This window comes from Kitasatospora sp. NPDC015121 (assembly GCF_055562955.1).
In genome coordinates, this window is record NZ_JBVHEH010000003.1 from 162,759 (window position 1) to 188,775 (window position 26,017).

The 26,017-nt window shown below is 74.7% G+C and carries 27 protein-coding genes and 1 tRNA gene; 17 read left to right on the forward strand and 11 right to left on the reverse strand.

Annotated elements, in window-relative coordinates:
* Window positions 1-46: 46 nt before the first annotated feature.
* On the forward strand, window positions 47-364 hold the full coding sequence (locus ACZ3J7_RS04705) for a barstar family protein (protein WP_465616848.1): 318 nt from the start codon (window positions 47-49) through the stop codon (window positions 362-364).
* 17 nt (window positions 365-381) lie between these two features.
* A complete protein-coding gene (locus ACZ3J7_RS04710; RefSeq protein WP_465616850.1) occupies window positions 382-1,023 on the forward strand; it encodes a MarC family protein in 642 nt (213 codons plus the stop codon).
* A 67-nt stretch (window positions 1,024-1,090) separates the two neighbouring features.
* On the opposite strand, the gene ACZ3J7_RS04715 is transcribed toward ACZ3J7_RS04710, so the two are convergent.
* Entirely contained in the window at window positions 1,091-1,522 is a 432-nt protein-coding gene (locus ACZ3J7_RS04715; protein WP_465616852.1) for an Lrp/AsnC family transcriptional regulator, read from the reverse strand.
* A gap of 165 nt (window positions 1,523-1,687) precedes the next feature.
* Between ACZ3J7_RS04715 and ACZ3J7_RS04720 the strand changes: the two genes are divergently transcribed.
* Window positions 1,688-2,518, forward strand: coding sequence for a tryptophan 2,3-dioxygenase (locus ACZ3J7_RS04720; protein WP_465616854.1), 831 nt, complete (start codon window positions 1,688-1,690; stop codon window positions 2,516-2,518).
* A 17-nt stretch (window positions 2,519-2,535) separates the two neighbouring features.
* Window positions 2,536-3,765, forward strand: coding sequence for a kynureninase (gene kynU, locus ACZ3J7_RS04725; RefSeq protein ID WP_465616856.1), 1,230 nt, complete (start codon window positions 2,536-2,538; stop codon window positions 3,763-3,765).
* A 67-nt stretch (window positions 3,766-3,832) separates the two neighbouring features.
* Here kynU and ACZ3J7_RS04730 read toward each other — a convergent pair whose 3' ends face one another.
* Window positions 3,833-5,260, reverse strand: coding sequence for a choice-of-anchor A family protein (locus ACZ3J7_RS04730; RefSeq protein ID WP_465616858.1), 1,428 nt, complete (start codon window positions 5,258-5,260; stop codon window positions 3,833-3,835).
* Window positions 5,261-5,420: 160 nt separating this feature from the next.
* Between ACZ3J7_RS04730 and ACZ3J7_RS04735 the strand changes: the two genes are divergently transcribed.
* Entirely contained in the window at window positions 5,421-6,080 is a 660-nt protein-coding gene (locus tag ACZ3J7_RS04735; protein WP_465616860.1) for a 4'-phosphopantetheinyl transferase family protein, read from the forward strand.
* Between the two features lie 39 nt (window positions 6,081-6,119).
* Here the strand turns inward: ACZ3J7_RS04735 and ACZ3J7_RS04740 are convergent, their stop codons facing one another.
* On the reverse strand, window positions 6,120-6,905 hold the full coding sequence (locus tag ACZ3J7_RS04740; RefSeq protein ID WP_465616862.1) for an inositol monophosphatase family protein: 786 nt from the start codon (window positions 6,903-6,905) through the stop codon (window positions 6,120-6,122).
* A 94-nt stretch (window positions 6,906-6,999) separates the two neighbouring features.
* On the opposite strand from ACZ3J7_RS04740, the gene ACZ3J7_RS04745 reads away from it, so the two are divergent.
* Both ACZ3J7_RS04745 and ACZ3J7_RS04750 read left to right on the forward strand, forming a co-directional pair.
* Window positions 7,000-7,986: an Lrp/AsnC family transcriptional regulator gene (locus ACZ3J7_RS04745; protein WP_465616864.1), complete on the forward strand. Its 987-nt coding sequence runs from the start codon at window positions 7,000-7,002 to the stop codon at window positions 7,984-7,986.
* A 38-nt stretch (window positions 7,987-8,024) separates the two neighbouring features.
* Window positions 8,025-8,261, forward strand: coding sequence for a DUF2277 family protein (locus tag ACZ3J7_RS04750; RefSeq protein ID WP_014135580.1), 237 nt, complete (start codon window positions 8,025-8,027; stop codon window positions 8,259-8,261).
* Here ACZ3J7_RS04750 and ACZ3J7_RS04755 read toward each other — a convergent pair.
* The 4 genes from ACZ3J7_RS04755 to ACZ3J7_RS04770 all read right to left on the reverse strand — a co-directional run bounded on the left by ACZ3J7_RS04755 (window position 8,230) and on the right by ACZ3J7_RS04770 (window position 11,087).
* Window positions 8,230-8,715 (reverse strand): hypothetical protein, encoded by a 486-nt coding sequence (locus ACZ3J7_RS04755; protein WP_465616866.1) that lies wholly within the window; start codon window positions 8,713-8,715, stop codon window positions 8,230-8,232. The two genes, ACZ3J7_RS04750 and ACZ3J7_RS04755, sit on opposite strands and share 32 nt — an antisense overlap.
* 101 nt (window positions 8,716-8,816) lie before the next feature.
* A complete protein-coding gene (locus tag ACZ3J7_RS04760) occupies window positions 8,817-9,365 on the reverse strand; it encodes a carboxymuconolactone decarboxylase family protein (protein ID WP_465616868.1) in 549 nt (182 codons plus the stop codon).
* 142 nt (window positions 9,366-9,507) lie between these two features.
* Complete coding sequence (locus ACZ3J7_RS04765) at window positions 9,508-10,326, reverse strand: S1 family peptidase (RefSeq protein ID WP_465616870.1); 819 nt, start codon at window positions 10,324-10,326, stop codon at window positions 9,508-9,510.
* A gap of 134 nt (window positions 10,327-10,460) precedes the next feature.
* Window positions 10,461-11,087 carry a TetR family transcriptional regulator gene (locus tag ACZ3J7_RS04770; RefSeq protein WP_465616872.1) on the reverse strand — a complete coding sequence of 209 codons (627 nt, stop codon included), beginning with the start codon at window positions 11,085-11,087 and terminating at the stop codon, window positions 10,461-10,463.
* 99 nt (window positions 11,088-11,186) lie between these two features.
* Here ACZ3J7_RS04770 and ACZ3J7_RS04775 point away from each other — a divergent pair, with 99 nt between their 5' ends.
* Window positions 11,187-11,327 (forward strand): hypothetical protein, encoded by a 141-nt coding sequence (locus tag ACZ3J7_RS04775; RefSeq protein WP_465616874.1) that lies wholly within the window; start codon window positions 11,187-11,189, stop codon window positions 11,325-11,327.
* Here the strand turns inward: ACZ3J7_RS04775 and gcl are convergent.
* Window positions 11,317-13,098: a glyoxylate carboligase gene (gene gcl, locus ACZ3J7_RS04780; protein ID WP_465616876.1), complete on the reverse strand. Its 1,782-nt coding sequence runs from the start codon at window positions 13,096-13,098 to the stop codon at window positions 11,317-11,319. The genes ACZ3J7_RS04775 and gcl overlap by 11 nt on opposite strands.
* 276 nt (window positions 13,099-13,374) lie before the next feature.
* On the opposite strand from gcl, the gene ACZ3J7_RS04785 reads away from it, so the two are divergent.
* Window positions 13,375-14,025, forward strand: coding sequence for an NAD(P)-dependent oxidoreductase (locus ACZ3J7_RS04785; RefSeq protein ID WP_465616878.1), 651 nt, complete (start codon window positions 13,375-13,377; stop codon window positions 14,023-14,025).
* A 63-nt stretch (window positions 14,026-14,088) separates the two neighbouring features.
* On the opposite strand, the gene ACZ3J7_RS04790 is transcribed toward ACZ3J7_RS04785, so the two are convergent.
* On the reverse strand, window positions 14,089-15,630 hold the full coding sequence (locus ACZ3J7_RS04790) for an APC family permease (RefSeq protein ID WP_465616880.1): 1,542 nt from the start codon (window positions 15,628-15,630) through the stop codon (window positions 14,089-14,091).
* A 324-nt stretch (window positions 15,631-15,954) separates the two neighbouring features.
* Here ACZ3J7_RS04790 and ACZ3J7_RS04795 point away from each other — a divergent pair, with 324 nt between their 5' ends.
* Window positions 15,955-17,340 carry an acyltransferase gene (locus tag ACZ3J7_RS04795; protein WP_465616882.1) on the forward strand — a complete coding sequence of 462 codons (1,386 nt, stop codon included), beginning with the start codon at window positions 15,955-15,957 and terminating at the stop codon, window positions 17,338-17,340.
* Window positions 17,341-17,384: 44 nt separating this feature from the next.
* Here the strand turns inward: ACZ3J7_RS04795 and ACZ3J7_RS04800 are convergent, their stop codons facing one another.
* Entirely contained in the window at window positions 17,385-17,933 is a 549-nt protein-coding gene (locus ACZ3J7_RS04800) for a flavoprotein (protein ID WP_465616884.1), read from the reverse strand.
* A gap of 118 nt (window positions 17,934-18,051) precedes the next feature.
* Here ACZ3J7_RS04800 and ACZ3J7_RS04805 point away from each other — a divergent pair, with 118 nt between their 5' ends.
* The 7 genes from ACZ3J7_RS04805 to ACZ3J7_RS04835 all read left to right on the forward strand — a co-directional run bounded on the left by ACZ3J7_RS04805 (window position 18,052) and on the right by ACZ3J7_RS04835 (window position 25,544).
* Window positions 18,052-18,582, forward strand: coding sequence for an NUDIX hydrolase (locus ACZ3J7_RS04805; protein WP_465616886.1), 531 nt, complete (start codon window positions 18,052-18,054; stop codon window positions 18,580-18,582).
* A gap of 1,409 nt (window positions 18,583-19,991) precedes the next feature.
* Window positions 19,992-20,162 (forward strand): hypothetical protein, encoded by a 171-nt coding sequence (locus ACZ3J7_RS04810; RefSeq protein WP_465616887.1) that lies wholly within the window; start codon window positions 19,992-19,994, stop codon window positions 20,160-20,162.
* Window positions 20,163-20,168: 6 nt separating this feature from the next.
* Entirely contained in the window at window positions 20,169-20,648 is a 480-nt protein-coding gene (locus ACZ3J7_RS04815; protein WP_465616889.1) for a hypothetical protein, read from the forward strand.
* A 207-nt stretch (window positions 20,649-20,855) separates the two neighbouring features.
* Window positions 20,856-21,143, forward strand: a complete 288-nt coding sequence (locus ACZ3J7_RS04820) for a hypothetical protein (RefSeq protein WP_465616890.1) — start codon at window positions 20,856-20,858, stop codon at window positions 21,141-21,143.
* An 818-nt stretch (window positions 21,144-21,961) separates the two neighbouring features.
* Entirely contained in the window at window positions 21,962-22,204 is a 243-nt protein-coding gene (locus ACZ3J7_RS04825; RefSeq protein WP_465616892.1) for a hypothetical protein, read from the forward strand.
* An 89-nt stretch (window positions 22,205-22,293) separates the two neighbouring features.
* A complete protein-coding gene (locus ACZ3J7_RS04830) occupies window positions 22,294-23,379 on the forward strand; it encodes a glycosyltransferase (RefSeq protein ID WP_465616894.1) in 1,086 nt (361 codons plus the stop codon).
* Window positions 23,379-25,544 (forward strand): hypothetical protein, encoded by a 2,166-nt coding sequence (locus ACZ3J7_RS04835; protein WP_465616896.1) that lies wholly within the window; start codon window positions 23,379-23,381, stop codon window positions 25,542-25,544. The genes ACZ3J7_RS04830 and ACZ3J7_RS04835 overlap by 1 nt, the downstream gene beginning before the upstream one ends.
* Window positions 25,545-25,792: 248 nt before the next feature.
* On the opposite strand, the gene ACZ3J7_RS04840 is transcribed toward ACZ3J7_RS04835, so the two are convergent.
* Window positions 25,793-25,864 (reverse strand) — tRNA-Val (locus ACZ3J7_RS04840).
* Window positions 25,865-26,017 lie beyond the last annotated feature (153 nt).

Consider the following 26,017-nt stretch of genomic DNA (forward strand, 5'->3'; position numbering starts at 1 on the left):
CCGGAGAAGCCATCCGGGCGACGCCCACCAGCAGAACGGAGCCCCGATGACCACCGCACCGCAGCCGCCCTCGTACGTCCTGCACGGCGAGCGGATCGCCGACGAGCCCTCGTTCTGGGCCGAACTCGGCCGCGCCGTCCGGGCCCCGGGCGGCTACTACGGCCGCAACCTGGACGCCCTCGCCGACTGCCTGCGCGGCGGCTTCGGCCCGGTGCCCCCGTTCACCCTGGTCTGGCAGCGGGCGATGGACTCCGCACAGCTCCTCACCCGCCGGGTGACCGGACCGGACGAGGAGGAGCGCTCCTACTTCGACGCGCTCCTCGACGTGCTGCGCCAGGGTGGCGTCACCGTCCGGCTGCGCTGACGCCCCATCATGGGCGCATGTCGGCCATCACCCTGAGCACCGTCTTCGTCACCTTCTTCGCCGTGGTCGGCCCGCCCAAGGTGCTGCTCGCCTTCGCGCAGCTCAGCCGGGGCCGCACCCCGGCCGAGCTGCGCAGGCTCACCCTGGTCTCCTCGCTGGTCGCGGCCCTGGTCGGGCTGGTGCTGGCCTACAGCGCGGACTTCATGGCCGCGCTGTTCCACATCTCCGACCAGTCCCTGCAGATCGCCGGCGGAGTGATCTTCTTCGTCTACGCGATGGCCCTGGTGCTGGGCGTCCACCTCGGCGGCGGCGGCAAGCACGACGAGCACCTCGCCAACCCCCTCGCCGACGGCATCCGCGAACTCCTGCTGCCGTACGTGGCCAGCCCGCTCGCCATCACCGCGCTGCTGGTCGAGTCCCTCACCCGGGACACCCTCGGCTGGCACTCCACCGTCGCCGCGATGTACGTCGCCGTGATCGCCGTGGACTGCCTCTGCGTGCTCCTGCTCGCCCCGCTGCTGCGCGCCAGCCGCCGCACCTCGCTGGAGGTCCTCTCCCGCCTGCTCGGCCTGCTGCTGGCCGCGGTCGGCGTCGAGATGGTCCTGTACGGCCTGGAAAGCCTGGGCGTCCACCTCGCCGACCCCCAGAACGGCCACTGAAGCCCGCCGGACGGCGCCGGCCCTCCCGCCCCCGCCCGGACCGCCCGCCGCCGCGGCCCGCCCCGACTCAGGGGCTGAGCGGGCGCCACGGCACCGGGCTGGACAGGATCATCGAGCTGGTCGGCTGCCCGTAGCCGCCCAGCCGGTCGGTGAGCCGTTCGAAGGCCGGCATGTCCGGCACCCCGACCAGCAGCACGCAGCACGCCCCGCCGGTCACCCGGTGCAGTTGGAACACCTCCGGCCAGGTCGCCACCTCGGGGTCGCGCAGCAGGCAACGCACCCCGTAGCACTCGACCGTGACCAGGGCCATCACCGCCGCCCCGGCCTTCGCCGGGGCCAGGTGCGCGTGGTAGCCGGTGATCACCCCGTCGCCCTCCAGCCGGCGGACCCGCTCCGCGACGGCCGGCGGGGACAGGTTCACCCGGCGCGACAGCTCGTTGTACGAGAGCCGGGCGTCGGCCTGCAGTTCGGCCAGCAGCAGGCGGTCCACCGCGTCCACGGGGGCTCCTTCACGTTCGTCAGGCGATCGGGGCGCAACGCCTTGCGATCGGCAGGCGGATGCCCCCATCCGGGCTACGACGCCCATTCAAGAGCAGGCCACCGCGCCGCACAATGGGTGGCGCCCGCCGCACCCCGAGCGGGCGGAACCAAGGAGGCCACGGCCATGACCGGCCAGACCCACCGTCCCCACCTGCGGTTCGAGCCCGACCGGAGCGACCCCGGCACGGGCACCCCCTACGCCCGGTACGTCCGGCTGGCCGAGCTGCACGCGCTGCAGCAGCCGCGCAGCGCGGAGCCCGCGGAGTACTCGTTCATCGTCACCACGCAGGTGATGGAGCTGCTGTTCGACCTGCTGGAGCGCGACTGGTGCGCCGCCCGCACCGCCCTGCGCGCCGACGACCTGGACGCCGCGCTGGCCGCGCTGCGCCGCGGGCAGCACACCCAGGACGTGCTGGTCGGTTCCTGGGACCTGCTGGCCACCATGACGCCCGCCGAGTTCGGCGCCTTCCGGCCGGTCCTCGGCGAGGCGTCCGGTTTCCAGTCCTCGGCCTTCCTGCGGCTGGAGTTCCTGCTCGGCAACCGCAGCGAGGGCCTGCTGGAGATGTACCGGGACTCCCCCGCCGAGTACGACGGGCTGTTCGCCGCGCTGCGCACCCCGAGCCTGTACGACGAGGCGCTGGCCGTGCTGGCCCGGCGCGGCCTGGAGCTGCCGGTGCGGCCGGTGACCGCCCGGCACCGCCACGACGAGGCCGTGGAGGCCGCCTGGCGGGCCGTGTACACCGATCCGGGGCTGGCCGACCTGGTCCGGCTCGGCGAGGCCCTGCTGGACACCGCGGAGCGGGTCACCCGCTGGCGCCAGCGCCACTACTCCTCCGTCAAGCGCACCATGGGCGGCAAGCCGGGCACCGGCGGCTCCAGCGGCCTCAGCTGGCTCAAGCACTCCGCCGACCAGGACGTGTTCCCGGAACTGTGGACCGTCCGCAACGACCTCTGACCGATCCGGGAGCTGCTGTGACCCCCACCCGTGCGCAGTGCGCGGCGCTCGACGCCGCCGATCCGCTGCACGCCCTGCGCGCCGAGTTCGACCTCCCCGCCGGGGTGCTCTACCTGGACGGGAACTCGCTCGGCGCGCTGCCCCGCCGCACCCCCGGCCACCTGGCCCGGGTGGTGGCGGAGGAGTGGGGCACCGGCCTGATCCGGTCCTGGAACGAGGCCGGCTGGTTCCACCAGCCCGCCCGGCTCGGCGACCGGCTCGGCGCCCACCTGCTGGGCGCCGCGCCCGGCCAGGTGGTGGTCTGCGACTCGACCTCGGTCAACCTGTTCAAGGTGCTCGGCGCGGCCCTGCGGCTGCGCCCGGACCGCCCGGCCCTGCTCGCCGAGCGGCACGCCTTCCCCACCGACCTGTACGTCGCCGACGGCGTGGGCGCGCTGCGGCCCGGCACCCGCACCGTCCTGCTGGACACCGCCGCCCAGCTGGACGCCGTGCTGGACTCCGAGGCCGCCGCGGTGCTGCTCTCGCACGTCGACTACCGCACCGGCGAGCTGCTGGACATGCCCGGCCTGACCGCGCGGATCCACGCCGCCGGGGCGCTCGCGGTCTGGGACCTGTGCCACACCGCGGGCGCGCTGCCGGTCGAACTGGACGCGGCGGGCGTGGACTTCGCGGTCGGCTGCGGCTACAAGTACCTCAACGGCGGCCCGGGCGCACCCGCCTTCCTGTACGCCGCCGCCCGCCACCAGGAGGCCGCCCGGCAGCCGCTGACCGGCTGGTTCGGGCATGCCCGGCAGTTCGACTTCGAGCCCGACTACCGGCCCGCCGAGGGCGTCACCCGGTTCCTCACCGGCACCCCGCCGATCCTCGGACTGGCCGCGCTGGAGGCGGCGCTGGAGGTCTGGGAGCTGGCCGACCCGGCCGCCGTCCGGGCCAGGAGCCTGGAACTCACCGACCTGTTCCTGGAGTTGACCGCCGACCTGGACGTCGAGCCGGTCACCCCGCGCGCGCACCACCGGCGCGGCAGCCAGGTGGCGCTGCGCCACCCCGACGGCTACGCGGTGGTGCAGGCGCTGATCGCCCGCGGCGTGATCGGCGACTTCCGCGCCCCCGACCTGATGCGCTTCGGCTTCACCCCGCTCTACCTCTCCCGCGCCGACGTGCACGACGCGGCGGGCGCGCTGCGCGAGGTGCTGGCGAGCGGCGAGTGGCGCGAGGAGCGCTTCGCCCGCCGGGGCGAGGTCACCTGACCCTCCCCGCCCGCGCGCGCGACGGCCGGAGCCCGCGGGCTCCGGCCGTCCTGCTCCGGCGCGCCGGTCAGCTGTGGCGGCCCCTGGCCCGGCGGGCCAGCGCGATCACGCCGCCGCCCAGGCCGAGCAGCACCGCGGCGGCCCCCGCCGCCGGGGCGACCAGGTCACCGCCGCCGGTGTCCGGCAGCGGCGGCCCGGCCGGGGTCGAGGTCGACCCGGACGGCTCGGGCGTGCTCCCGCTCGGCGTCGGCGCCGGGCTGGTGCTCTCGCTCGGCGACGGGGTCGGGCTCGGGCTGGGGCTCTCGCTGTTCGACGGCGACGGCGAGGGGCTGGTCGAGTCGCTCGGCGACGGGGACGGCGAGGGGCTGGTCGAGTCGCTCGGCGAGGGCGACGGCGAGGGGCTCTCGCCGCAGACCGGCAGGTCACCGTCGAACGGGTAGTTGTGGATCTCGGTGCCCGCGCTGCCCTGCTGCAGCAGGCTGCCCGCCAGGTAGACGCGGCCGTTGGTGCCCGGGTTGGAGAGCGTGGTGGTGCTCGCCGGGTTGCCCGCCATGATCGAGCCCTGCCACTGGGCGGTGCCCTTGACCTCCACGCTGGTGGCGGTCGGGAAGTTCCACATCAGGTGGGACCGCAGGGCGGTCAGTTCGTCGTCGACCGCGCCGGTGCCGCTGCTGGTGTTGACGACGACGTTGCCGCCCGTCATGTTGACGATCACCGTCGCGCCGGCCGGGATGCCGTTGAAGTCGAGCAGCCGGATGCCGCCGTCGGTGCCGATGTTCTGGGCGTAGTTGAAGACCTGCCGGGCGCTGGTGCCGTCGCCGGTGAAGGTGACGGTGGTGCCGTCGTCCACCACCGTGCCGGTGGCGGTCTGCTGGGCCATGCAGGCGGAGTGGTCCTCGATGACCGGCGTCAGGTTGGTGAACGCGTCGATGGCCGCCGGGTCCTGGATCGCCTGGCCGGTCGGGGTGATGTCGTACAGGCCGGTCAGCGTGGTGCCGTACTTGAGGTTGCCCCAGAGCGCGGCGGGCGGGTTGACGAAGAAGTCGGTGCCGCCGATGAACAGCCGGCTGGGCAGCGCCTGCGAGTTGTCGATGGTGACCGAGCCGCCGACCGTGACGTGGTCCGAGCCGTTCGGCGGGGTGACCATCGAGCCGACGCCGACCACGCCCATGTTGAACGCGCCGCCGTTGGCCTTGTTGATGTCGAGGTTGCCGACGACCGCGATCTTGCCCTCGACCTCGGCCGCGTTCTGCCGGACCAGGTAGTCGCCGCCGACGTAGACGTTGAGCGAGGCGTCGGAGCCGTTGAACGGGCCGGTGTGCGGCGGGTCCCAGGTGCTCGGGCAGTTGGGGCCCGAGCACGGGCCGAGCGGCGGGGCCATCTGGTCGGCCTGGCCGATCGAGGCCAGCGTGAGCAGGGGGGCGGCGGCGAGTGCCGCCACCACGGCGATTCTGAGCAGCGGGTTCTTGCCTCGGACGCCGGGTCGCACGGACACTCCTCTCCTTGACGGGGGGTCAGCGGGCAGCCGACCCGACCAGCCAAGGGGAAGCGGCGTACCGTTCACTGACAGCCGCAGACGGACGCGCCGAAAAGTCATTCGAACGGACTATTTTGATAGCGCGTCAGCGCAGGTGCCCGTCAGGAGAGGGAGAACCGTGTCGAACCCGCCGCTCGCCATGCTCGCCACCACCGCCGAGGTGCTCGCCCGGCCGGGCGCCGACGAGCGGCTGCTCACCGACCACGAGCGGGAGCGGCTGCGGCGCTTCCACCGGCCCGCCGACCGCGACGACTACCTCGCCGCGCACCTGCTGGTCCGGTACTGCGCCGCCGCGCACCTGGGCACCGACCCCGCCGAGGTCGCCTTCGGCCAGCGCTGCCCCGGCTGCGGCGACACCACCCACGGCCGCCCCCACCTCACCGACCGGCCCGGCATCCACCTGAGCCTCTCGCACAGCAGCGGCGTCGTCGCCGCCGCTGCCGGCCCCGTCCCGGTCGGCGTCGACGTCGAGCACCTCGGCGCCCGCACCACCGACCCGGCCGCCCTGGAGCACGTCCTCACCCCCGCCGAGAGCGCGCTGGTCCGCGCCCACCCGGACCCCACCGGCGCCTTCCTGCGCCTGTGGGTCCGCAAGGAGGCGCTGATCAAGCTCGGCCGCACCACCCTCGACGGCCTCGCCGAACTCGACCTGTCCCACCTCCCGCTCACCCCGCTGGCCGGCCACCGCGACGGCGACCTGCACTACCTCGAACTCGCCACCCCCACCGCCGTCTTCACCGCCGCCGCGACCCTGCCCCTCGAACTCGCCGCGCCGTGACGCCCGGACCGGGCCGGAGCCGGCCGCGGGGCCCCGGCGTCACACCCCCCGCAGCACCTCCAGGAGTTCCGCGTGGGCGCCGGGCGCCGAGGCGACGAAGGACGGGGCGGCGGGCGTCCACGGGGCACCCCGGGCGTCGGTGACGCGGGCGCCGGCCTCGGCGGCGAGCAGGGCGCCGGGCAGCAGGTTGGCGGGGTCGGCGCCGTACTGCCAGAACAGGGTGAGGTGCCCGGAGCCGACCCGGGCGACCTGCAGGGCGGTGGGGCCGAGGGTGCGGACGGCGGGCACGTGCGGCAGGACGGCGCTCAGCGCGGCGCCGGCGGCCCGCAGCGCGGCCGGGTCGCGGGCGACGTCCGGGGGCTGGGAGGTGGCGGCGACGGCGGTGGCCAGGGTGCGGGCGCGGGGGGTGCGGGGGCGGCCGTTCAGCCGGGTGCCGCCGCCGGCCGTCGCGGTGTAGGTGGCGTCCTCGCGCGGGGCGTGCACCACGGCGAGGACGGGGGCGCCGTCGCGCAGCAGGGTCGCGGTGACGGCCCAGTGCGGGAGGGCGCTGAGGTACTGGACGGCGCCGTCGGTGGCGTCGCACAGCCACCACTCGCCGTCCGTCGGCACCTCGCGCGCCCACTCGTCGTCCAGCCATCCGGCCCGCGGGCGCAGTGCGGCGAGGCGTTCGCGCAGTTCCCGGGCGGCGGGGGCGTCGACGGCGGCGAAGGCCGCCCGGGCCTCGGCGGGGGTGGCGGCGTCGAGCGGTTCGGCGGGCTGCCGCCCGGCCAGTCGGCGGCCGGTCTCGCGCACGGCGCGTTCGGTGGCGTCCAGTAGGTCCCGCACGGTCGGCTCCTTCGTTCCGGTGGTGGGTCAGGAGTACCGTCGGTGTGGCGGTTCGGGACGTCCCCGGCGCCGGTTCGACGGGGAACGGACGGTCATGGACACCGATGCGGCGGATCCGGCCGGCGTGCTGGACGCGTTGGACCGGCGGCTGGTGCACGCGCTGCAGGTGGACGGGCGGGCCGAGCCGGGGCGGATCGCCCAGGTGCTGGGGGTGTCGGCGCGGACGGTGTCGCGGCGGCTGGGGCGGCTGCTGGGGACGGGCGCCGTCCGGGTGGTGCGGATGCCGGACGCCCGGGCGGCCGCGCTCGGCGCGCTGCTGCTGCGGGTGCGGGTGCCGCACGGGCGGGCGGACGGGATCGCGCTGGCGCTGGCCGCGCAGGACGGGGTGCCGTTCGTCGACGTGATGCTCGGCGGGCAGGAGGTGTCGGCGGTGGTGCTGGCCGACGCGCCCGCCCGCGACCGGCTGCTGTACGGGCGGCTGCCGGCCACCGGCGCGGTGCTGGAGTCGGCGGCGCACGCCGTGCTGCACCTGTTCGCGGACGCCTCGGCCTGGCGCTGCGGCGCGCTGACGGCCGCCGAGGAGGCCGCGCTGGCCCCGCCGCCCCCGCCCGCCGGTCAGCGGCCGCCCCCGCTCCTGGACGCGCTCGACCACCGGCTGCTGGACGCGCTGGGGCAGGACGCGCGCCGCTCGCACGCGGCGCTGGCGGGCGCCCTGGGGGTGCCGGAGTCGACCGTCCGGCGGCGGCTGCACCGACTCGGCGCGGGCGGGCTGCTGCGCACCCACGTCAGCGTGGACCCGCGGCTGCTGGGCGTCGGCGTGGACGCCAACCTGTGGCTGGACGTCGAGCCCGGCCGGCTCGCGGCGACCGGGGCGGCGCTGGCCGGGCACCCGCAGGTGCACGGGGTGCTGGCCACCAGCGGGCCGAGCAACCTGATGGCCGCCGTGTTCTGCCCGGACCACGCGGCGCTGTACCGGTTCCAGACCGAGGTGCTGGGCCCGCTCGGGGTGCGGCGGGTGGAGACCGCGGTCGTGGCGCGCGCGGTCAAGCGGGCCGGGGCGCGGCTGCGGCAGCTGCCCTGAGGGCGGGCGGTGTCGGCGGGGCGCGGCAGACTGGGGGCATGTGCCGAAGCATCAAGACGCTCCGTCCGCCGATGACGCCCGACGCCACGCCCGAGGACGTGCACGCGGCGGCGCTGCAGTACGTCCGCAAGGTCTCCGGGTTCCGGGCGCCGGCCGCGCACAACCGGGCCGCGTTCGACGCGGCGGTGGCCGCCGTCGCGGCCGCGACGGCGGAGCTGCTGGCCGCGGTCGAGGTCCGCGGGGTCACGAACCGGTCGTCGACCCCGGCCGGATGACCATCAGGACCAGGACGACCGCCCACAGCAGGTTGAAGACGCCCGCCGTCATCGGCAGCAGCTTCAACTTGGCGGTGGCGCGGGCCGTTTCGGCGTCCCGGTCCTCGGTGGCGTCCAGCGCGTCGATGGTCGCCTGCTGACCGGGCAGCACGAACAGCAGCAGCACGCCCGCGGCGACGGCGGTCAGCACGATCGAGGTGACCAGCCAGGCGTTGCCGAGCACGTCCATGGCCTGCGCGGTGCCGATGCCGAGCACCGGCACCGCGAGCCCGATCAGCGCGTACACGTTGCCGATCCGGTGCAGCAGCCGCACCGAGGCGCGGGCGCCGTCCTGGTCCGGGCCGGCCGCGAGCGCGGCCTTCGCCCTGCGCGGGAACATGCTCACCGCGACGGCGACCGGCCCGATGCACAGCGCGACGGCCAGCAGGTGCAGACTCAACAGGAACTTGGCCATCGCGGGCGCGACCCTTCCAGCACGACGGAACCTCGACGGCCGCCACGCTAGCAGCGCTTATCCCCGAGGCCGTCCGCGCACCCGGGGGCGGAGGGGGCGGCTCAGCGGGCCGGCGGGGCGTAGCCGCGGGTGACGATCCGCTCCGCGCCCTCCTCGTAGTAGCCGGGGTCGGTCGGGAGTTCGGTGTCCAGGCAGGTGACGTACCGGTTGAACAGGCAGAACGCGGCGGCGATCAGCACCGTGTCGTGGATCTGCTCGTCGTCGGCGCCGAGCGCCCTGGCCTCGGCCACCAGTTCCGCGGGCAGTGCCCGGACCGGTCCCCGCACGGCGGCGGCGATCCGCAGCAGGGCGCGGAGCCGCGGGCTGACGGGCGCCTCGTCGGGTCCGCTCAGCACCACCTTCACCAGGTCCGGTCCGCCGTCGAGCTGGGCGGCGGCGAAGGCGCTGTGCGAGGCGGAGCAGAACTCGGTCTCGTTGAGCTCCGAGGTGTAGGCCGCGATCAGTTCGCGCTCGCCGCGGCTCAGCGCCGAGGAGGCCGGGCTGCGCAGCAGCGTCTCGGCCAGTTGGTTCAACGGGGCGGCGGTGTCGGGGCGCTGGGTCATCAGGCCGCTGATGCCGGGCAGGTCGTTGCCGAGGCTGATGTGGGGCATGGCTGTCGTCTCTCCGCGGGGTCGGCCGGACGGAACGGGCGGTCCATGCTGGGGCCTCCCGGGCGCCGGGGCCCACTTCCAGGTTGCCCTCCTCGCCGCCGGGGGCGGTCCGGGGCCCGGCGCGGGCCCCGGACCGCGGCGGTCACGGGCGGGGCAGCACGCAGCCGGCCCGGGTGAGGTCGAGGACGTTGCCGGGCGCGAAGCAGTTGGGGATGGTGTAGGTCTCCTGCGCGTAGCCGATGCCCGGGTGGATCGTGACGGTGCCGCTCTGGTCGACCTCGCAGGGGTTGTTCAGGGTGCAGGTCTGGCCGTCCTCGTTGAGGGTGTTGTTCACCGCGACGACCTGGCCGGTGGTGGTGTCGACGACCGGCGAGCCGGAGGTGCCGCCGATGATGTCGCAGCCGGAGGTGTAGCGGACCGAGTCCTTGAAGGTCCAGCCGCCCTCCTTGAGCCGGTAGGCGAAGCCGTCGACGTTGCAGGAGTAGATCCGCTTCCAGTAGCCGGAGACCACCTTGATCGAGCTGCCGGCCACCGGGTGGGCGGTGGACATGGTCAGCGGGGATATCCCGTAGCGGCTCTTGATCGTGGCGTAGCTGGTGCTCAGCCGGTAGAGGGTGACGTCGGTGTCGGTCATCGTCGAGTAGAGGACGCGGTTGGCCCGCACCGTGCCGAGGTTGCCGCCGCTCGCGTTGAGCAGGGTGAAGCTACGGGTGGAGGCCTGGTTGGTGATCACCTGCCCGGCGGCGGGCATGCCGCTCTCCAGGCAGTGGCCGTTGGTGAGGATCAGGCCGGGGTCGCTGTCGACGGAGTTCGGCATCCGGACCAGCGAGCCGGAGCAGTTGCTGAGCGCGACCGTCCCGGCGAAGTTGACCGTCACGGCGGCCGCGGGGGTGGCGGTGGCCAGGGCGGTGGCGCCGGCGAGGGTCAGCGCGCAGAGGGCGCCGGTGAGCGGCTTCTTCATGAGGGTGCCTCTCGGAGGTGTGGGGGTGCCACGGGGGTGCCGCGCGGGGTTGCGCGCGGGGTGCCACGGGGGGTTCCCCTAAATTGGCGCGCCCATGACACCGTGTCAAGAGCGCGACCGCCTCCGGCGCTCCGTCAACTCCCCTGCCAGTGACGGCTTCCGAGGTTGATGAGCCGCAGCTGCGCCCGGGTCGTCAGCGCGATCGCCTCCCGCTCCCCCGCGTCCGCCTCGACCAGCGCCAGCGCGGTGGACACCATCCGGTCCACGTACAGCTCGGCCAGCATCCGGCGCTCCCCCGCCGCCCAGTCGGCGGTGCCCGGCCGGGCGGCCATCAGCTCCGCCAACTCCTCGGCGAAGAGCGCCAGCTGGGCCGCGATGGCGTCCCGGACGGGCTTCACCCCGCCGTGCCGCTCGCGGGCCAGGAAGCGGAGGTAGCCGGGGTGCGCCGCCACGTGCGCGGCGATCACCCCGACCGAGCGGTCGATGAGCAGCTCGGGTTCGTCGCCGCCCGCGAACACCGCGCGGACCATGGCGTGCAGGTTCGCCAGCGACTCCTCCACCAGCACCACGCCCAGCTCGGCGAGGTCCGCGAAGTGCCGGTAGAACCCGGCTGGCGAGAGGCCCGCCGCCCGGGTCACCTCGCGCACCCCGAGCCCGGCGAGGTTCTGCTCCGCGAGCAGGGCGAGGGCGGCGTCCAGCAGGGCCCGGCGGCTGGCCTGCTTGCGGACCTGGCGGACACCGGCGGCGGAGGGGGTCGTCACGGCGTTCAGTAAACAGTCGTTTGCCGAGTTTGGCCAGCCCCGCTAGAGTACTGACCGGAAGTCAGCGAACATTCGTTCACCGAAATCGGAGGCGCCGCCGTGCTGCTCGTCGCCCTGCTCGCCCTCACCGTCCTCACCTGGTCGATCTCCCACCTCGCCGCCCCGGTCCTGCTGGTGAGCACCGCCCTGCTCGTGGGCGGGCTCGCCGCCCGGGTGCTGCGGGCGCGCCTCAGGCCGTGAGCGGGCGGATCGCCGTCGGGGCGTCGCCGGGCCCGGTGGCCAGCTCCTCCCACTCCACGACCTTGTCGATGTCGGCGGCGGCCATCGAGATGTTGGTGACCCGCTCCAGGACCGCCTCGACCACCACCGGGACGCGGAACTCCGCGGCCAGCTTCTTGGCCCGCTCGAACGCGGGCAGCAGCTCCTCGGGACGGGTGACCCGGATCGCCTTGCAGCCCAGGCCCTCGGCGACCCGGACGTGGTCGACGCCGTAGACGCCCAGCTCGGGGGCGTTGACGTTCTCGAACTCCAGCTTGACCTGGAAGTCGATGTCGAAGGCGCGCTGCGCCTGCCGGATCAGCCCGAGGTAGGCGTTGTTGACCAGCACGTGCACGTACGGGATGCGGTGCTGGGCGCCGACCGCCAGCTCCTCGATCATGAACTGGAAGTCGTAGTCGCCGGAGAGCGCGACCACCTGGCCCTCGGGGTCGGCGGTGGCGACGCCGAGCGCGGCCGGGACGGTCCAGCCGAGCGGGCCGGCCTGGCCGCAGTTGATCCAGTGCCGGGGCTGGTAGACGTGCAGCATCTGCGCGCCGGCGATCTGTGAGAGGCCGATGGTGGTGACGTACCGGGTCTCGGGGCCGAAGGCCCGGTTCATCTCCTCGTAGACCCGCTGCGGCTTGAGCGGCACGTCGTCGAAGTGGGTCTTGCGCTGCAGCGCGGCCCGCCGCGCCTGGGTGCTGCGGGCCCACTCCCCGCGGTCCTTCAGCTCGCCGGCGGCGGCCAGTTCGCGGGCGACCTCGATCAGCAGCTCCAGCGCGGCGCCCGCGTCGGAGGCGATGCCCAGCTCGGGCGCGAAGATCCTGCCGATCTGGGTCGGCTCGACGTCGATGTGGACGAACGTGCGGCCCGCGGTGTAGACGTCCAGGCCGCCGGTGTGGCGGTTGGCCCAGCGGTTGCCGATGCCGAGGACGAAGTCGGAGGCCAGGAAGTTCTCGTTGCCGTAGCGGTGCGAGGTCTGCAGGCCGACCAGGCCGGCGTTCAGCTCGTGGTCGTCGGGGATCACGCCCCAGCCCATCAGGGTCGGCACCACCGGGACACCGGTCAGCTCGGCGAACTCCCGCAGCGCCCCGGCCGCGTCGGCGTTGATCACGCCGCCGCCGGCCACGATCAGCGGCCGCTCGGCGGCCTGCAGCAGGGCGATCGCCTTCTCGATCTGGACCCGGTTGGCGGTCGGCCTGTAGACCGGCAGCGGCTGGTACGCCTCCGGGTCGAACTCGATCTCGGTGAGCTGGACGTCGATCGGCAGGTCGATCAGCACCGGCCCGGGCCGGCCCGAGCGCATCAGGTGGAAGGCCTGCTGGAACACGCCCGGGACCTGCGCGGCCTCCAGCACGGTGGTCGCGGCCTTGGTGACCGGCCTGGCGATCGAGGCGATGTCAACGGCCTGGAAGTCCTCCTTGTGCAGCCGGGCGACCGGGGCCTGGCCGGTGATGCAGAGGATCGGGATCGAGTCGGCGGTCGCCGAGTACAGGCCGGTGATCATGTCGGTGCCGGCCGGGCCCGAGGTCCCGACGCAGACCCCGATGTTGCCCGCCTTCGCCCGGGTGTAGCCCTCGGCCATGTGCGAGGCGCCCTCGACGTGCCGGGCCAGCGTGTGCCGGATGCCGCCGGAGGCCTTGAGCGCGGCGTAGAAGGGGTTGATCGCGGCGCCGGGCACGCCGAACGCCACCTCGACGCCTTCGAGCTTGAGGATCTCCACGGCCGCGCGGGCGGCTGTCATGCGGGGCATCGGCTACTCCTGCCGTCGACGCTCTCTTCCGCGATGCGGAAGAATAGTTTTGGAATGCGAAAGCAAGCTAAAGCGGCCGCGCCGGGGCCGTCAAGGTACGTTTCAACAAAACGTTGCAGAGTCGGACGCCGGAGCCGGGGAAACGTCCGCCCGGCTGTCCGTTTTTCACCATCCCCTGTCGGCCCGGCACCTCGCCCACCTGCCCGCAGCGCCCGTACGGTCGAACCGACGACGGAAAACGCCAAGCGGCGAACCCACAGAGGAGACACGTCCACGATGAGCACCATCACCCTGTACGGCGCCACCGGCACCATCGGCTCCCGCGTGCTGGACGAGGCGCTGCGCCGCGGCCACACCGTGACCGCCGTGGTCCGCGACCCCGCCAAGCTGACCACCACCCACCCGGCGCTGACCGTCGCGGTCGGCGACGTGCTCGACCCGGCCTCGGTCGCCGCGCACGCCAAGGGCGCGGACGTGGTGGTCAGCGCGGTCGGCGGCGGCGACGGGCCGGGCCACCAGGCGCTGATCGCGCCGTCCTTTGAGTCGCTGGTGGCGGGGCTGCGCACGCTGGGCGCCGACGCGCCGCGGCTGCTCACGGTCGGCGGCGCGGGCTCGCTGCGCACCCCCGACGGCAAGCAGGTCTGGGACACCCCCGGCCTGCCGGAGTTCCTGCTGCAGATCATGCACGCGCACGGCGACGCGCTGGACTACCTGCGCACCGTCACCGACCTGCGCTGGACCAACCTCTCCCCGGCCGGCACCATCGCCCCCGGCGAGCGCACCGGCGCCTACCGCCAGGGCCTGGAGGACCTGCTGGTCGACGCGGACGGCGAGAGCCGGATCTCCACCGAGGACTACGCGGTGGCGCTGCTGGACGAGGTCGAGGAGCCCCGGCACCTCGGCGAGCGCTTCACCGTCGCGTACTGATCCCCCCACCACGCCGGAGGGCCCCGAACCGCGCGGTTCGGGGCCCTCCGGGTGCTCCCCGGCTCAGTCGGGGATGACCAGGGCGGGGGTGTCCCGGGTGAGCACCTCGCCGCGGAAGAACGCGGGGCTGCGGCGCGTCATCACCGCCATCACCACCAGGCCGAGCGCCAGCAGCCCGGCCCCGACCACGAACACCGAGCCGACGCCGAACACCGAGCTGCCGCTGCCGTACGCGGGGTCGACCATGTCGACCAGCGACTTGCCGAAGATCGCGGCCAGGGTGAGCCCGCCGAGCAGCGGGAACACGCACTTGAGCAGCGCGTCGCGCACCGAGTTGCGGAAGTCGCGCCGGAAGTACCAGGCGCAGGCGAACGCGGTCAGCGAGTAGTAGAAGCAGATCATCAGGGTCAGCGCGGCGATGGTGTCGGCCAGCACGTGCGAGCTGACCAGGGTCATCACGGTGTAGAACGCGCCGGTGCCGACGCCGGCGGTGACGATCGCCCGCCCCGGGGTCTTGTAGCGGTCGTTGACCCTGGTGAAGGAGGCGGGCAGCGCCTCGTACACGCTCATCGCCAGCACGGTGCGGCTGACCGGGATGAACGTGGTCTGCAGGCTGGCGGAGGCGGAGGCCAGCACCGCGACGAACAGCAGCACGCCCAGGCCGGTGCCCATCACCGGGCCGGCCAGCACGGCCAGCACGTTGGAGGAGGTCTCCGGGTTGCCCAGGCCGGTGCCGGTGGTGCCGACGCCCGCGTACATCTGCACCGCGACGGCGGTGAACAGGTAGGAGCCGACCAGCACGGCCATCGCCAGCATCGCGGCCCGGCCGGGGGTCTTCTCGCTGCCGCCGGTCTCCTCGTTGGCGCTCAGGCAGGCGTCCCAGCCCCAGTACATGAACAGCGAGAGCGACAGGCCCGCCACGAAGGAGGTGAACGAGCTGGCCTGGAACGGGTCGAGCCAGCTCCAGGAGAAGTGCAGCGAGCCGGCCGCGCCGTGGCCCGCGGCCTTGGCGATCGCCATCACGCCGAACAGGCCGAGCACGGCGAGCTGCAGCCCGACCAGGGCGTACTGGACGCCCTTGGTGGCGGTCATGCCGCGGTAGCTGATCAGCGTCGCGGCGGCGATCAGCGCCAGGCAGGTGACCACGTGGACCAGCCTGTTCCCGTTCAGCTCGGCGACCGAGTCGTTGCGGGTGATCTCGCCGAGCAGCAGGTACAGGTACTCGGTGGCGACGCCCGCGAGGTTGGACAGCACGATGATCGTCGCGATCACCAGGCCCCAGCCGCACATCCAGCCGATCTTCGGGCCGAACGCCTTGACCGTCCAGGTGAACGAGGTGCCGCTGTCCGGGATCGCCTTGTTCAGCTCCCGGTAGGCGAAGGCCACCAGCATCATCGGCAGGAAGCCGGCCAGGAAGAGGGCCGGCATCCGCAGGCCGACGGCGGCCACCGTGGTCCCCAGGGTGGTGGTGAGGCAGTACACCGGGGCCACCGTCGACACGCCGATCACCGCGTTGCCGAGCAGGCCCACCGAGTCGCTGTTGAGGCCCTTGGAACGGACGCCACCGGGGGGTTGGGGCGTCGGGCGGTCGTGGAGCTGAACCATGCCGGAACCGTAACTCCCACTGTTTCCGCAGCGGGGTGAGGGCGAAGCCGGTTGATCCCCTGGGTTTCATCGAAGTGATAGGGTCAGTTTCCGTTGATTGCATGATCTTTTAGCCTGAAGCGCCTTCGTTTCAGCCTTCCAGATCGCCGATCGGCCGGGGACGGAAACCGCACACCCCCCGGTTTCCGCCTTTTCGGGCATCGGTATGAGAAACGCCACATACCCGTACGGAGCGGAACCGACCGTTCGGACACCTCTGGTGTCCCCCGCCCGCGGGCCCCTATCGTTCCCCCGTCGTTTCAGGCAGCTGGGGAGGGGACCGGGATGGCCGGCACGCTGACGTCCGACGCCGAGAACGCCGCCGCGGAGGCCGGTGGGACCGTCCGCACGGTCCGGGCCGGCCGCCCGGGGGCCGGGCCGGTGCGCTGCTCCGTCGGCGACCTGCTGCTCGCCGACCTGCCCGTCTCGGTGGTCTTCTTCCACGACGGCCCGCTCGACCCCGACGCCCTGGCCGCCGGCCTGGCCCGCGCCCTCGCCGACCTGCCCGAGTTCGCCGGCCGGCTGCGCACCGACCCCGACGGCGGACTGTGGATCGACACCGACGACTCCGGCGTCCCCTTCACCGTCGCCGACTCCCCGCACACCCTCGCCGAGGCCTTCGACCGGATGGCGCTGCCCGCCGGCGGCCTGGTCGACCACGTCCGCGCCACCGAGGCCCGCCGGGAACCGCTGCCGCTGCTCACCGTCCGGCTCAACCGGCTCGCCGACGGCGGCAGCGCGCTCGGCGTCTCCTGGCACCACGCCGTCGGCGACATGCAGACCTTCGCCCTGCTGGTGCGCGCCTGGTCGGCCGGCACCGAGGGCACCGCGCCGCCCGCGATCGTCCGCGCCGCCGACCGGGACGCCCAGCTCGACGCCCACCTGCCCGCCACCGACTGCGGCACCCCCGCACTGCGGCTGCCCGACCCCGCCGAGGCCGCCGAACTGCGCCGCGCCGTCACCGGCGCCTCGCTCGCCAACCGCACCGTCCAGGTCTGGTTCTCCCCCGCCGAGACCGAACGGCTGCGCGCCGCGTACAGCGCCGACGCCGGACGCCGGCTCTCCGCCAACGACGCGCTCTGCGCCCACCTGCTGCACGTGCTGCACGAGGTCGACGGCGCCGGCGACGGCGACGGCGACGCTGACCGGACCCTCACCATGCCGGTCAACCTGCGGCGCGTCCTCGGCCTGCCCGACGGCGCCCCGGGCAACCTGCTCGGCGAGATCCGGCTGCCCTACCGCACCGGCACCGCACCCGCCCGGTACGCCGCCGAACTGCGCACCGCCATCGAGGAGTTCACCGAGAAGCACCTGAGCGTCCGGAGCAACCTGCGCTTCCTCGAACAGGTCGGCCGCGACCGCGCCGCCGAGTGCGTCCCGGTCGGCTTCGACCCCGGCCGCCGCACCCTCACCGTCTCCAACTGGTGCCGCCTCGGCCTGCAGGACCTCCCGCTGGCCGGCCGACTGCCCGTCGCCTTCAGCCCCGCCGCGACCCTCCAACTGCCCTGGACGTCCTGGCTGGTCGAGGGCCCGCGCGGCGAGGGCCACCTCTACACCCTGGTCCTCCCCGCCCGCGCCGCCGCCCGGCTCCGCGCCGCCGCCGACCTGCTCCACCCGCACCGCCGCCCCGACGACCCCCGGCCCGCGCTCGCCCCGCGCAAGCTGCTCTGACCCGCGGTCCGCGGCCGCACCCCGCACCCCGACGCGGGCGCCCCTCACCCCAGCGCGCGGGCCACCGCGTCCAACGCGGCCCCCCACGGGTACGGGGCGCCCGCGCCCGGCTCGTCCGGCACGAAACCGCCCTCCCCCAGCAGCACCCGCATCCCGGCCTCGCGCAGCGCCGCCACGCTGCGCGGGAACTGCGGGTGCGCGGCCAGCGCGGTGTTCACGCAGGGCATCACCAGCACCGGGACGCCCTTGCCCGCCGCCTCCGCCGCGTAGCCCACCACCCAGGACGAGGTCAGGCCCAGCGCCAGGGCGTTCACCGAGTTGAAGGTGGCCGGCGCGAACAGCACCGCGTCCGCGGGCGGCAGCACGTCCGGCTGCCCCGGCCGCCGGTACGCCGACTTCACCGGGTGGCCGGTCAGCTCCTCCCACTCCGGCACCCGCTCCGCCAACCACTCCCGCGCCGACGGCGTCAGCCCCACCGCCACGTCCCACCCGCGCGCCAGCCCGGCCCGCACCGCGTCCCCGAGCCCGGCCACCACCCCCGCCGCCGACCCGAACAGGTACACCACCGGCCGTCCGGCCCCCGTCTCCGCCATCCCCCCATGCAACCCGCTCCACCCGCGCCCCCGCAACGCCCCGCCGCGCAGCGCCGCGCAGCGCCGCGCCGCGCCGCGCCCGGACGCGCCTGGGGTGGTCCGTGGCATGATCGCCGCCATGAGCGAGTGGACCGTGCACGGCAGCCGCCCCGTCTACCGCAGCCCCTGGGTCGGCCTCGACCTGGTCGAGGTCGAACCCCCCGGCAACCCCCGCTACGAGCACCACCTCGTCCGGTTCGCCCCGGTCGTCGCCGTCGTCGTCCTCAACGACCGCGACGAGGTGCTGATGCTGTGGCGCCACCGCTTCACCACCGACACCTGGAACTGGGAGGTCCCGGCCGGGATCGTCGACCCCGGCGAGACCCTGGAACAGGCCGCCGCCCGCGAGGTCGAGGAGGAGACCGGCTGGCGCGTCACCGCACTCGAACCCCTCGCCTACACCCAGCCCATCGGCGGCATGACGGACGCCGAGCACACCGTCTTCCTCGCCCGCGACGCCCGGCACCTCGGCCCGCCCGTCGACACCCACGAGGCCGACCGGATCGAGTGGATCCCCCTCACCCGCGTCCGCTCCATGATCGACCGCCGTGAGATCGTGGCCGGCGTCGCCTTGGTCGGCCTGCTCCGCCTCCTCGCCGACCGCCCCTGACCCGCGGAAACGACGCCCACCCGGCCCCCGCGGAGCACTCCTCGAAGGCGGCCACGGCCTGCTCGTGCGGGTGATCGGCGCGTACGGCGGCGGCGTCGGGCCGCGGTGACCGTGGTCGCGGGCGGGCGCCTCGACGGTGCTGCCGTGGGCCGCCTCGGCCCGCATGCCTGCGCACCCACGAACGGGCGGCACCGGACCGCCCGGGAATGGACCTGACGCACCGTGAGAACGGACGGGGCGTCAGCCCGCCTCGCCCGCACGGTCGAGGCCGCCCGAAGAGCCGACCGCTCGGCCGGCGGTGTGAATTAACGGCCCGGGCACGGGCCGCTGCCGGTCGCCGCCCGGCCTGCGCTCCTACCGTCGGAGATCCGTCTGCTCGGTCCGCGTGCGGGGGCAGCGCTGGATCGCCTTTTCGGTTGGAACCGTTGGCCTGGAAGGAGTCGGTACCGTGCCCCAGGGCCGTGGAGCCACGTCGAGGGGCCGCAGGGCGCTGGGCCCGGTCGCCGAGAAGGTCATCGCGGGGACCGCCGCGGTCGGGGTGGCGTCACTGCTGATGGCCGGGCCCGCTTGGAGCGCCACGACGTGGGGGACCGAGCAGGCCGCGGACGGCCAGTGGATCCGCGCCCGCCCGACCACGGACTCGGAGATCCTCGGCTCGTACGACCACGGCGACCGGGTGCCCGTGGCCTGCTGGACGGCCGGGGCGGAGGTCTACGGGAACCCGAGCTGGTACCGACTCGCCCGCCGTGACGGGTGGGTCAGCGCCAAGTACATCGGCCTCGCCGGAGTGGTCCCCAGGTGCGGCCCCGGCCCGCACCACGACCGGCACCACGGCCGCCCCGGCCGCCCCGGCCCGACCGGCCCGACGGGCGCCACCGGCCCGGCAGGCCCTCAGGGGCCCCTCGGCCCCGCCGGACCTGCGGGTCCTGCCGGCGCGGAGGGCGACACCGGTGCGCAGGGACCGGCAGGCGCTGCCGGCGCAACGGGCCCTCAGGGCCCGGCGGGCGCCGCCGGCGCCCAGGGACCGACCGGCGACACGGGCGCCACCGGCCCCCAGGGGCCGGAGGGCACTGCCGGCACAACGGGTACGACGGGCGCCCAGGGCCCGGCGGGCCCTGCCGGCCCTGCCGGCCCGGCAGGTCCGACGGGCGCGACGGGCCCTGCCGGTCCTGCTGGTGCTCAGGGTGCGACCGGCGACACAGGCACGACCGGCGCCCAGGGACCGGCAGGCGACACAGGCGCAACAGGCGCCCAGGGTCCGGCGGGTGCTACAGGCGCGACCGGCGCTGCAGGTGCTGACGGCGCAACCGGCGCGACGGGCGCCCAGGGTCCGGCAGGCGTTGCTGGCCCGGCGGGCGCGACTGGTCCCCAGGGACCGGCGGGCACTACTGGCCCAACGGGCGCACCCGGTGCGACCGGCGCACAAGGGCCAGCAGGCATTGCTGGTCCGACAGGCGCTACAGGTGCGACGGGCGCTCAAGGACCGGCAGGCGTTGCTGGCGCGACCGGCGCAACAGGTGCTCAAGGGCCCGCAGGCGTTGCTGGCGCGACGGGTGCAACCGGTGCTCAAGGACCGGTAGGCGCTGTTGGTGCTCAAGGGCCGACCGGCGACACAGGCGCGACGGGCGCTCAAGGACCGGCAGGTACTGCGGGCCCGACAGGCGCAACAGGTGCGACAGGCACCCAAGGACCAGCAGGCGCTGCGGGCCCGACGGGCGCAACGGGCGCAACGGGCGCACAAGGACCGGCAGGTGCGACCGGCGCAACAGGCGCAACTGGCGCTCAAGGACCGGCAGGCGCTGCGGGCCCGACGGGCGCAACGGGCGCAACGGGCGCTCAAGGACCGGCAGGCGCTGCTGGCGCGACAGGTGCGACAGGCGCCCAAGGACCGGCAGGTACTGCGGGCCCGACAGGCGCGACCGGCGCTCAAGGGCCGGCGGGCGTTGCTGGCGCGACCGGTGCGACGGGCGCTCAAGGACCAGCAGGGGTTGATGGCGCAACCGGTGCGACGGGCGCAACAGGCGCACAAGGCCCGGCAGGCGCGACAGGCGCTCAAGGACCGGTAGGCGCTGTTGGTGCTCAAGGGCCGACCGGCGACACAGGCGCGACGGGCGCCCAGGGCCCGGCAGGCGCTGCGGGCCCGACAGGCGCAACAGGTGCGACCGGCACCCAAGGACCGGCAGGCGCTGCTGGCGCACAAGGGCCGACCGGCGACACAGGCGCAACTGGTGCTCAAGGACCGGCAGGTGCTGCGGGCCTGACGGGCGCGACAGGTGCGACCGGCGCTCAAGGACCGGCGGGCGTTGCTGGCGCGACCGGTGCGACCGGCGCGACCGGCGCTCAAGGGCCGGCGGGCGTTGCTGGCGCGACCGGTGCGACCGGCATCCAAGGGCCAGCAGGCGCTGCGGGCCCGGCAGGCGCGACCGGTGCGACGGGCGCCCAAGGACCGGCAGGGGCTGACGGCGCAACTGGTGCAACGGGTGCAACAGGCGCACAAGGCCCGGCAGGTACTGAGGGCCCGGCAGGCGCGACCGGCGCAACTGGCGCTCAAGGACCGGTAGGCGCGACGGGCGCGACCGGCACCCAAGGACCGGCAGGCGTTGCTGGTGCTCAAGGGCCGACGGGCGACACAGGCGCACAAGGGCCGACCGGCGACACAGGCGCGACGGGCGCCCAGGGCCCGGCAGGCGCTGCGGGCCCGACGGGTGCGACAGGTGCGACCGGCGCTCAAGGACCGGCGGGCGTTGCTGGCGCGACCGGTGCGACCGGCATCCAAGGGCCAGCAGGCGCTGCGGGCCCGGCAGGCGCGACCGGTGCGACCGGCGCCCAAGGGCCAGCAGGCGCTGCGGGCCCGGCAGGTGCGACCGGCACCCAAGGACCGGCAGGCGCTGCTGGCGCTCAAGGGCCGACCGGCGACACAGGCGCAACTGGTGCTCAAGGACCGGCAGGTGCTGCGGGCCCGACAGGCGCAACAGGTGCGACCGGCGCCCAAGGGCCAGCGGGCGTTGCTGGCGCGACCGGCGCGACCGGCGCACAAGGGCCAGCAGGCGCTGCGGGCCCGACAGGCGCAACAGGTGCGACCGGCGCTCAAGGACCGGCGGGCGCTGCTGGCGCTCAGGGCCCGACTGGCGACAGAGGTGCGACCGGCGCTCAGGGACCGGCAGGCGCGACCGGTGCGACCGGTGCTCAAGGGCCGGCCGGTGCTGTCGGTGCCACCGGCGCGGTCGGCGCCACGGGCCCTACTGGTCCCATCGGTCCCACCGGTCCCACCGGCCCAGCTGGTGCCGTTGGCCCGACCGGTCCGACCGGCGCCACCGGCGCCAGGGGTGCGACCGGGGCGACCGGGGCGTCCGGTCTGTCGAACCTGACGGGTTCGTTCGTGAGCGGCAGCACGGTCTCCCTCGGCCCGGGCACCTTCAGCACGATCCTCGGTGGCGACTGCGCCGCACCCGCGGTGGCCGTCGGCGCCAGCCTCCTCTACGACGGCAGCCCCGGCGGCATCAACGGCATGGTCGTCGTCAGCGTCATCGGGAACACCACCAACTTCGGCTACAGCATCTCGAACACCACCTCTTCGAGCCACAACGTCACGGTGCAGACCCGTTGCATCGCACCGAGCTGATGGGAGACACCGTGGCTGCGGCACCCCGCCCGACCCCCGCGACCCCCTCGGTCCCGTCCGCCCGGGGCCGATCGACGATCTGCCTCTGCATGATCGTCAAGAACGAGGCGCGGGTCCTGGCCCGTTGCCTGGAGTCGGTGCGCGACCTGATCGACTACTGGGTGATCAGCGACACCGGTTCCACCGACGGCACCCAGGAGCTGGTCCGGCGCCTGCTCGCGGACGTCCCCGGCGAGCTGCACGAGACCGAGTGGCGCGACTTCGGCCACAACCGCACGGAGAACATCAGGCGGGCCGCCGGGCGGGCGGACTACCTGCTGCTCGTCGACGCCGACATGGTGCTCCGGGTCGACGCCGCACTGCCCGCGCTCACCCTCGACTCGTACCTGCTCCGGCACGCGGGCGACAGCGAGTACCGGGTCAAACGCCTGGTGCGCGGCGACCTGCCCTGGCGCTACGAGGGGGTGACGCACGAGTACCTCACCTGCGACAGCACCGACCGGTCGGCGCACCTCGACGCGCTGGTCGTCGAGCACTTCGCGGACGGCGGCTCGCGGGCCGACAAGTTCGAGCGCGACGAGCGGCTGCTCACCGCCGCGTTCGAGCGGCACCCGGAGAACACCAGGACGGTCTTCTACCTCGCGCAGACCTGCCGTGACCTGGGCGACACGGAGCGCGCCGTCCGGCTCTACGAGAGGCGCGCGGAGATGGGCGGCTGGGCGGAGGAGGTCTACTTCTCGCTGCTCCAGGCCGGCGTCCTGCGCGCCGAGTCCGGCGACCTGGCGGGTGGGATCGACGCCCTGACCCGGGCCTGGCAGGCCCGGCCGGGCCGGCTGGAGGCGTGTTACGAACTGGCCTCCCGCCTGCGCGTCGCGGGCCGCCACCACGCCGCGCACGCGTTCGCCGCCACCGCCCTGACCGATCCGCGGCCCCCGGCCGAGGACGTGCTCTTCGTCTGGCCCTGGGTGTACCGGTGGGGGCTGCTGTTCGAGTACTCCATCACCGCCTACTGGACCGGAGACCCCCGGGCGTCGCTCGACGCCTGCGACCGACTGCTCAGCGACGACGGCCTGCCCGCCCGGTACCGGGCGCAGACCCTGGAGAACCGTGAGTTCGCGCTCGCCCGGCTCGGGGTTCCCGCCCGGGTCCCGGCCCGCGTGCAAGAGAGGGTGTAGTGAACCTGAACCTGAACCTGCGGCTGAGCGAGGCGCTCAGCGCGCTGCTGCCCCCACAGACGGACTCCCCGGAGGCCGAGCCGGCCGGCGTGCCGCCCGCCTCCCGGAGGTCCCCGGACTCCGCAGCGTCCGACGGGCACGGTGAGCCGGGAGCGTCGGGTGAGCCGGGTGAGCCGGAAAAGCCGGGCGGACCGGCCGAGGGGGCCAGGCCGTCCGCCGCCGTCAGCCCGCGCACCGCCCTCACCGTCACGGGCGGTGCGGCGGCGCTCTCGGCCGCGCTCTACGTCTACGTGTTCAGCCTGCCCAAGGCCCTGACCGGCGCGCACGGCTACGACGACGGCGTGCTCCTCGCCGCCGCTCTCCGGCTGGTCCACGGCGTGCTGCCGTACCGGGACTTCACCTTCCTGCACCCGCCGGGCCTGCCGCTGCTGATGGCGCCCGTCGCCGTGGTCGGGACCGTCGTGGGCCAGCCGGTGGCGCTGGTGATCGCCCGCCTGCTGACCGCGCTCGCCTCGGTCGGCGTGGTGGCGGGTGGCACGCTGCTCGCCCGTTCCCGGGGCCGGACCGCGATGGTCGTCACCGGCCTGCTCCTCGCCTGCTTCCCCCTCACCTACCTCTCCGGGCAGAGCCTGACGCTGGAGCCCTGGACGACCCTGTGCTGCGTGATCGGGGCGCTGGCCGCCTTCGAGTTCGACGGCACGCCCACCCGGTCCCCCCGGCGGCTGCGGTTGGCCGGCTTCGCCCTCGGGATCGCCTGCACGATCAAGCTGTGGGCGCTGCTGCCCGCCGTGGCCCTGCTGGTCGCCGTGCGGGTGGGCCGGGGCCGGCGGCCCGGCGAGCGGCTGGAGCGCCGGATCGGGGCGGCCCTGCTGGTCGGCGTCACCGTCCCGCTGCTGCCGTTCCTGCTGCTCGCGCCGGGCCGGCTGTTCCACGACGTGATCGCCACCCAGCTGCTGCGCGAGTCCCTGGGCGCCCCGGTGGGAGAGCGGTTGCGCTTCGTCGTCGGGCTCGGCGACGGTCCCTCGGGCCTGCACGTCTCGACCGGCGTCGCGGTCGCCCTGCTGCTGGCCGTGGCCCTGGCGGCCGGGGCCGTCTACCGCGCGGGGCGCAACACCGCCCAGGACTGGTTCCTGCTCGGTGCGAGCGTCCTCACGGTGACGGCGGTCTGCTTCTCCTCGTCCTTCTACGCGCACTACGGGTACGCGCCGGGGGTGTTCCTGGGGCTGCTCGTCGGGGCACTGGTCGGGCGGGCCGTCAGGCGCGTGGACAGCGAACTGGTGCGCGGCGGCGGCATGGCGGCCCTGGCGATCATGGCGGTCCTGATGGTCCCCCAGGTCTGCGCCTCGGTACGCGGCTACCTCGGCGGCGCGACGGACCCGGGCCCGCGCCTGGCGGCGGCCGTCAGGCCCGGTTCCTGCGTGCTGTCCGACGACCCGGCCCGGCTCATCACGGCGGACCGCTTCGGTGCCGGTTCGGGCTGCCCGATCCTGGTCGACCCGTTCGGCAGCTGGTTGGCCGACGACCCGGCCCACGAGCCCTCGCAGTCCAACTCCACCCCACCGGAAGCGGTCGCGCGGGTCTGGCTGCAGGGCATGCGGCAGGCCGACTACCTGCTCCAGGTCGCCGAGCGGAGCACGTTCGTCCCCTGGACCCCCGAGGTGACGGACTACTTCGAATCGCACTACGTCCTGATCGACAACTCCCCGGGGGCCTTCCTCTACTTCCACGTCGCACAGCCCGCCCGGCTCGTGGACGCGCGTGACGCGCTGAAGAACCTGCCCGCCCACGTCGCGGCCGAGCGGCTGGTGTACCTCGGCATGGCCGCCCAGCGCGGGCACGACGCCGACCTGGCGGCGGCGGCCTACCGGACCGCCACCGGGATCGACCCCGCCGACCCCTTCCCGCACTACGACCTCGGCACGGTCCACCAGGCGGCCGGGCGGGCGGACGCGGCGGCGGCCGAGTACCACGAGGCCCTGCGGCTCGACCCGAAGATGGCGAGGGCGCTCTACAACCTGGGCACGCTGGCCGAGCCGACCGACCACGACGCGGCCGCGCGGTACTACGCGCAGGCGCGGCAGATCGACCCCGGCCTCGGCCAGGCGGGCCCGGACCAGGCCGCCCAGGACGCTCCGGGAACGCCGGGGTCGCAGGCCGGCCACTGATCCGGCGCCGCCACCCGGAAGCGCCGGAGGCCCGGACCGTCGGAACGGTCCGGGCCTCCGGCGTGGTGGCGCGATCGGACGGGGCGCGGTGGGCCGGCCGCCGACGGGCGACCCGCTCGGCGACCGACCCCGCCGGGGGCGGCCGCCTCGGGACGTTCCGGGTCACCGCTGCGTGCCGCAGGCGCGCCGCAACGCCGGACGCCCTCCCGCCGAAAGGGCGAAAGGGCGTCCGACCTGCATCTTCATTGTGGGCGCAGACGGTTTCGAACCGCCGACATCCGCCTTGTAAGGGCGGCGCTCTACCGCTGAGCTATGCGCCCTCGCCGAAGTGGACCGGCTCGGCCGGTCGCACGACGAGTCGACAGACTACCTGGTCCCGGGGGTGCTTCGCCGCCCCGTCTCAGGGGGTGCGGGACGGGGGGTGCCGGGTGGGGCGGGTGATCGGCAAGAATGGCGGGGAGAGCGGCGGAACG

What these genes read in the sequence shown, in the direction of transcription:
- ACZ3J7_RS04800 (WP_465616884.1), bottom strand. Translation starts at nt 17,933, where the DNA reads ATGGCGGAGACGGGGGCCGGACGGCCGGTGGTGTACCTGTTCGGGTCG.
- ACZ3J7_RS04790 (WP_465616880.1), bottom strand. Translation starts at nt 15,630, where the DNA reads ATGGTTCAGCTCCACGACCGCCCGACGCCCCAACCCCCCGGTGGCGTC.
- ACZ3J7_RS04805 (WP_465616886.1), top strand. Translation starts at nt 18,052, where the DNA reads ATGAGCGAGTGGACCGTGCACGGCAGCCGCCCCGTCTACCGCAGCCCC.
- ACZ3J7_RS04755 (WP_465616866.1), bottom strand. Translation starts at nt 8,715, where the DNA reads ATGGCCAAGTTCCTGTTGAGTCTGCACCTGCTGGCCGTCGCGCTGTGC.
- ACZ3J7_RS04710 (WP_465616850.1), top strand. Translation starts at nt 382, where the DNA reads ATGTCGGCCATCACCCTGAGCACCGTCTTCGTCACCTTCTTCGCCGTG.
- ACZ3J7_RS04745 (WP_465616864.1), top strand. Translation starts at nt 7,000, where the DNA reads ATGGACACCGATGCGGCGGATCCGGCCGGCGTGCTGGACGCGTTGGAC.
- gcl (WP_465616876.1), bottom strand. Translation starts at nt 13,098, where the DNA reads ATGCCCCGCATGACAGCCGCCCGCGCGGCCGTGGAGATCCTCAAGCTC.
- ACZ3J7_RS04785 (WP_465616878.1), top strand. Translation starts at nt 13,375, where the DNA reads ATGAGCACCATCACCCTGTACGGCGCCACCGGCACCATCGGCTCCCGC.
- ACZ3J7_RS04765 (WP_465616870.1), bottom strand. Translation starts at nt 10,326, where the DNA reads ATGAAGAAGCCGCTCACCGGCGCCCTCTGCGCGCTGACCCTCGCCGGC.
- ACZ3J7_RS04705 (WP_465616848.1), top strand. Translation starts at nt 47, where the DNA reads ATGACCACCGCACCGCAGCCGCCCTCGTACGTCCTGCACGGCGAGCGG.
- ACZ3J7_RS04760 (WP_465616868.1), bottom strand. Translation starts at nt 9,365, where the DNA reads ATGCCCCACATCAGCCTCGGCAACGACCTGCCCGGCATCAGCGGCCTG.
- ACZ3J7_RS04750 (WP_014135580.1), top strand. Translation starts at nt 8,025, where the DNA reads ATGTGCCGAAGCATCAAGACGCTCCGTCCGCCGATGACGCCCGACGCC.
- ACZ3J7_RS04720 (WP_465616854.1), top strand. Translation starts at nt 1,688, where the DNA reads ATGACCGGCCAGACCCACCGTCCCCACCTGCGGTTCGAGCCCGACCGG.
- ACZ3J7_RS04795 (WP_465616882.1), top strand. Translation starts at nt 15,955, where the DNA reads ATGGCCGGCACGCTGACGTCCGACGCCGAGAACGCCGCCGCGGAGGCC.
- ACZ3J7_RS04830 (WP_465616894.1), top strand. Translation starts at nt 22,294, where the DNA reads ATGATCGTCAAGAACGAGGCGCGGGTCCTGGCCCGTTGCCTGGAGTCG.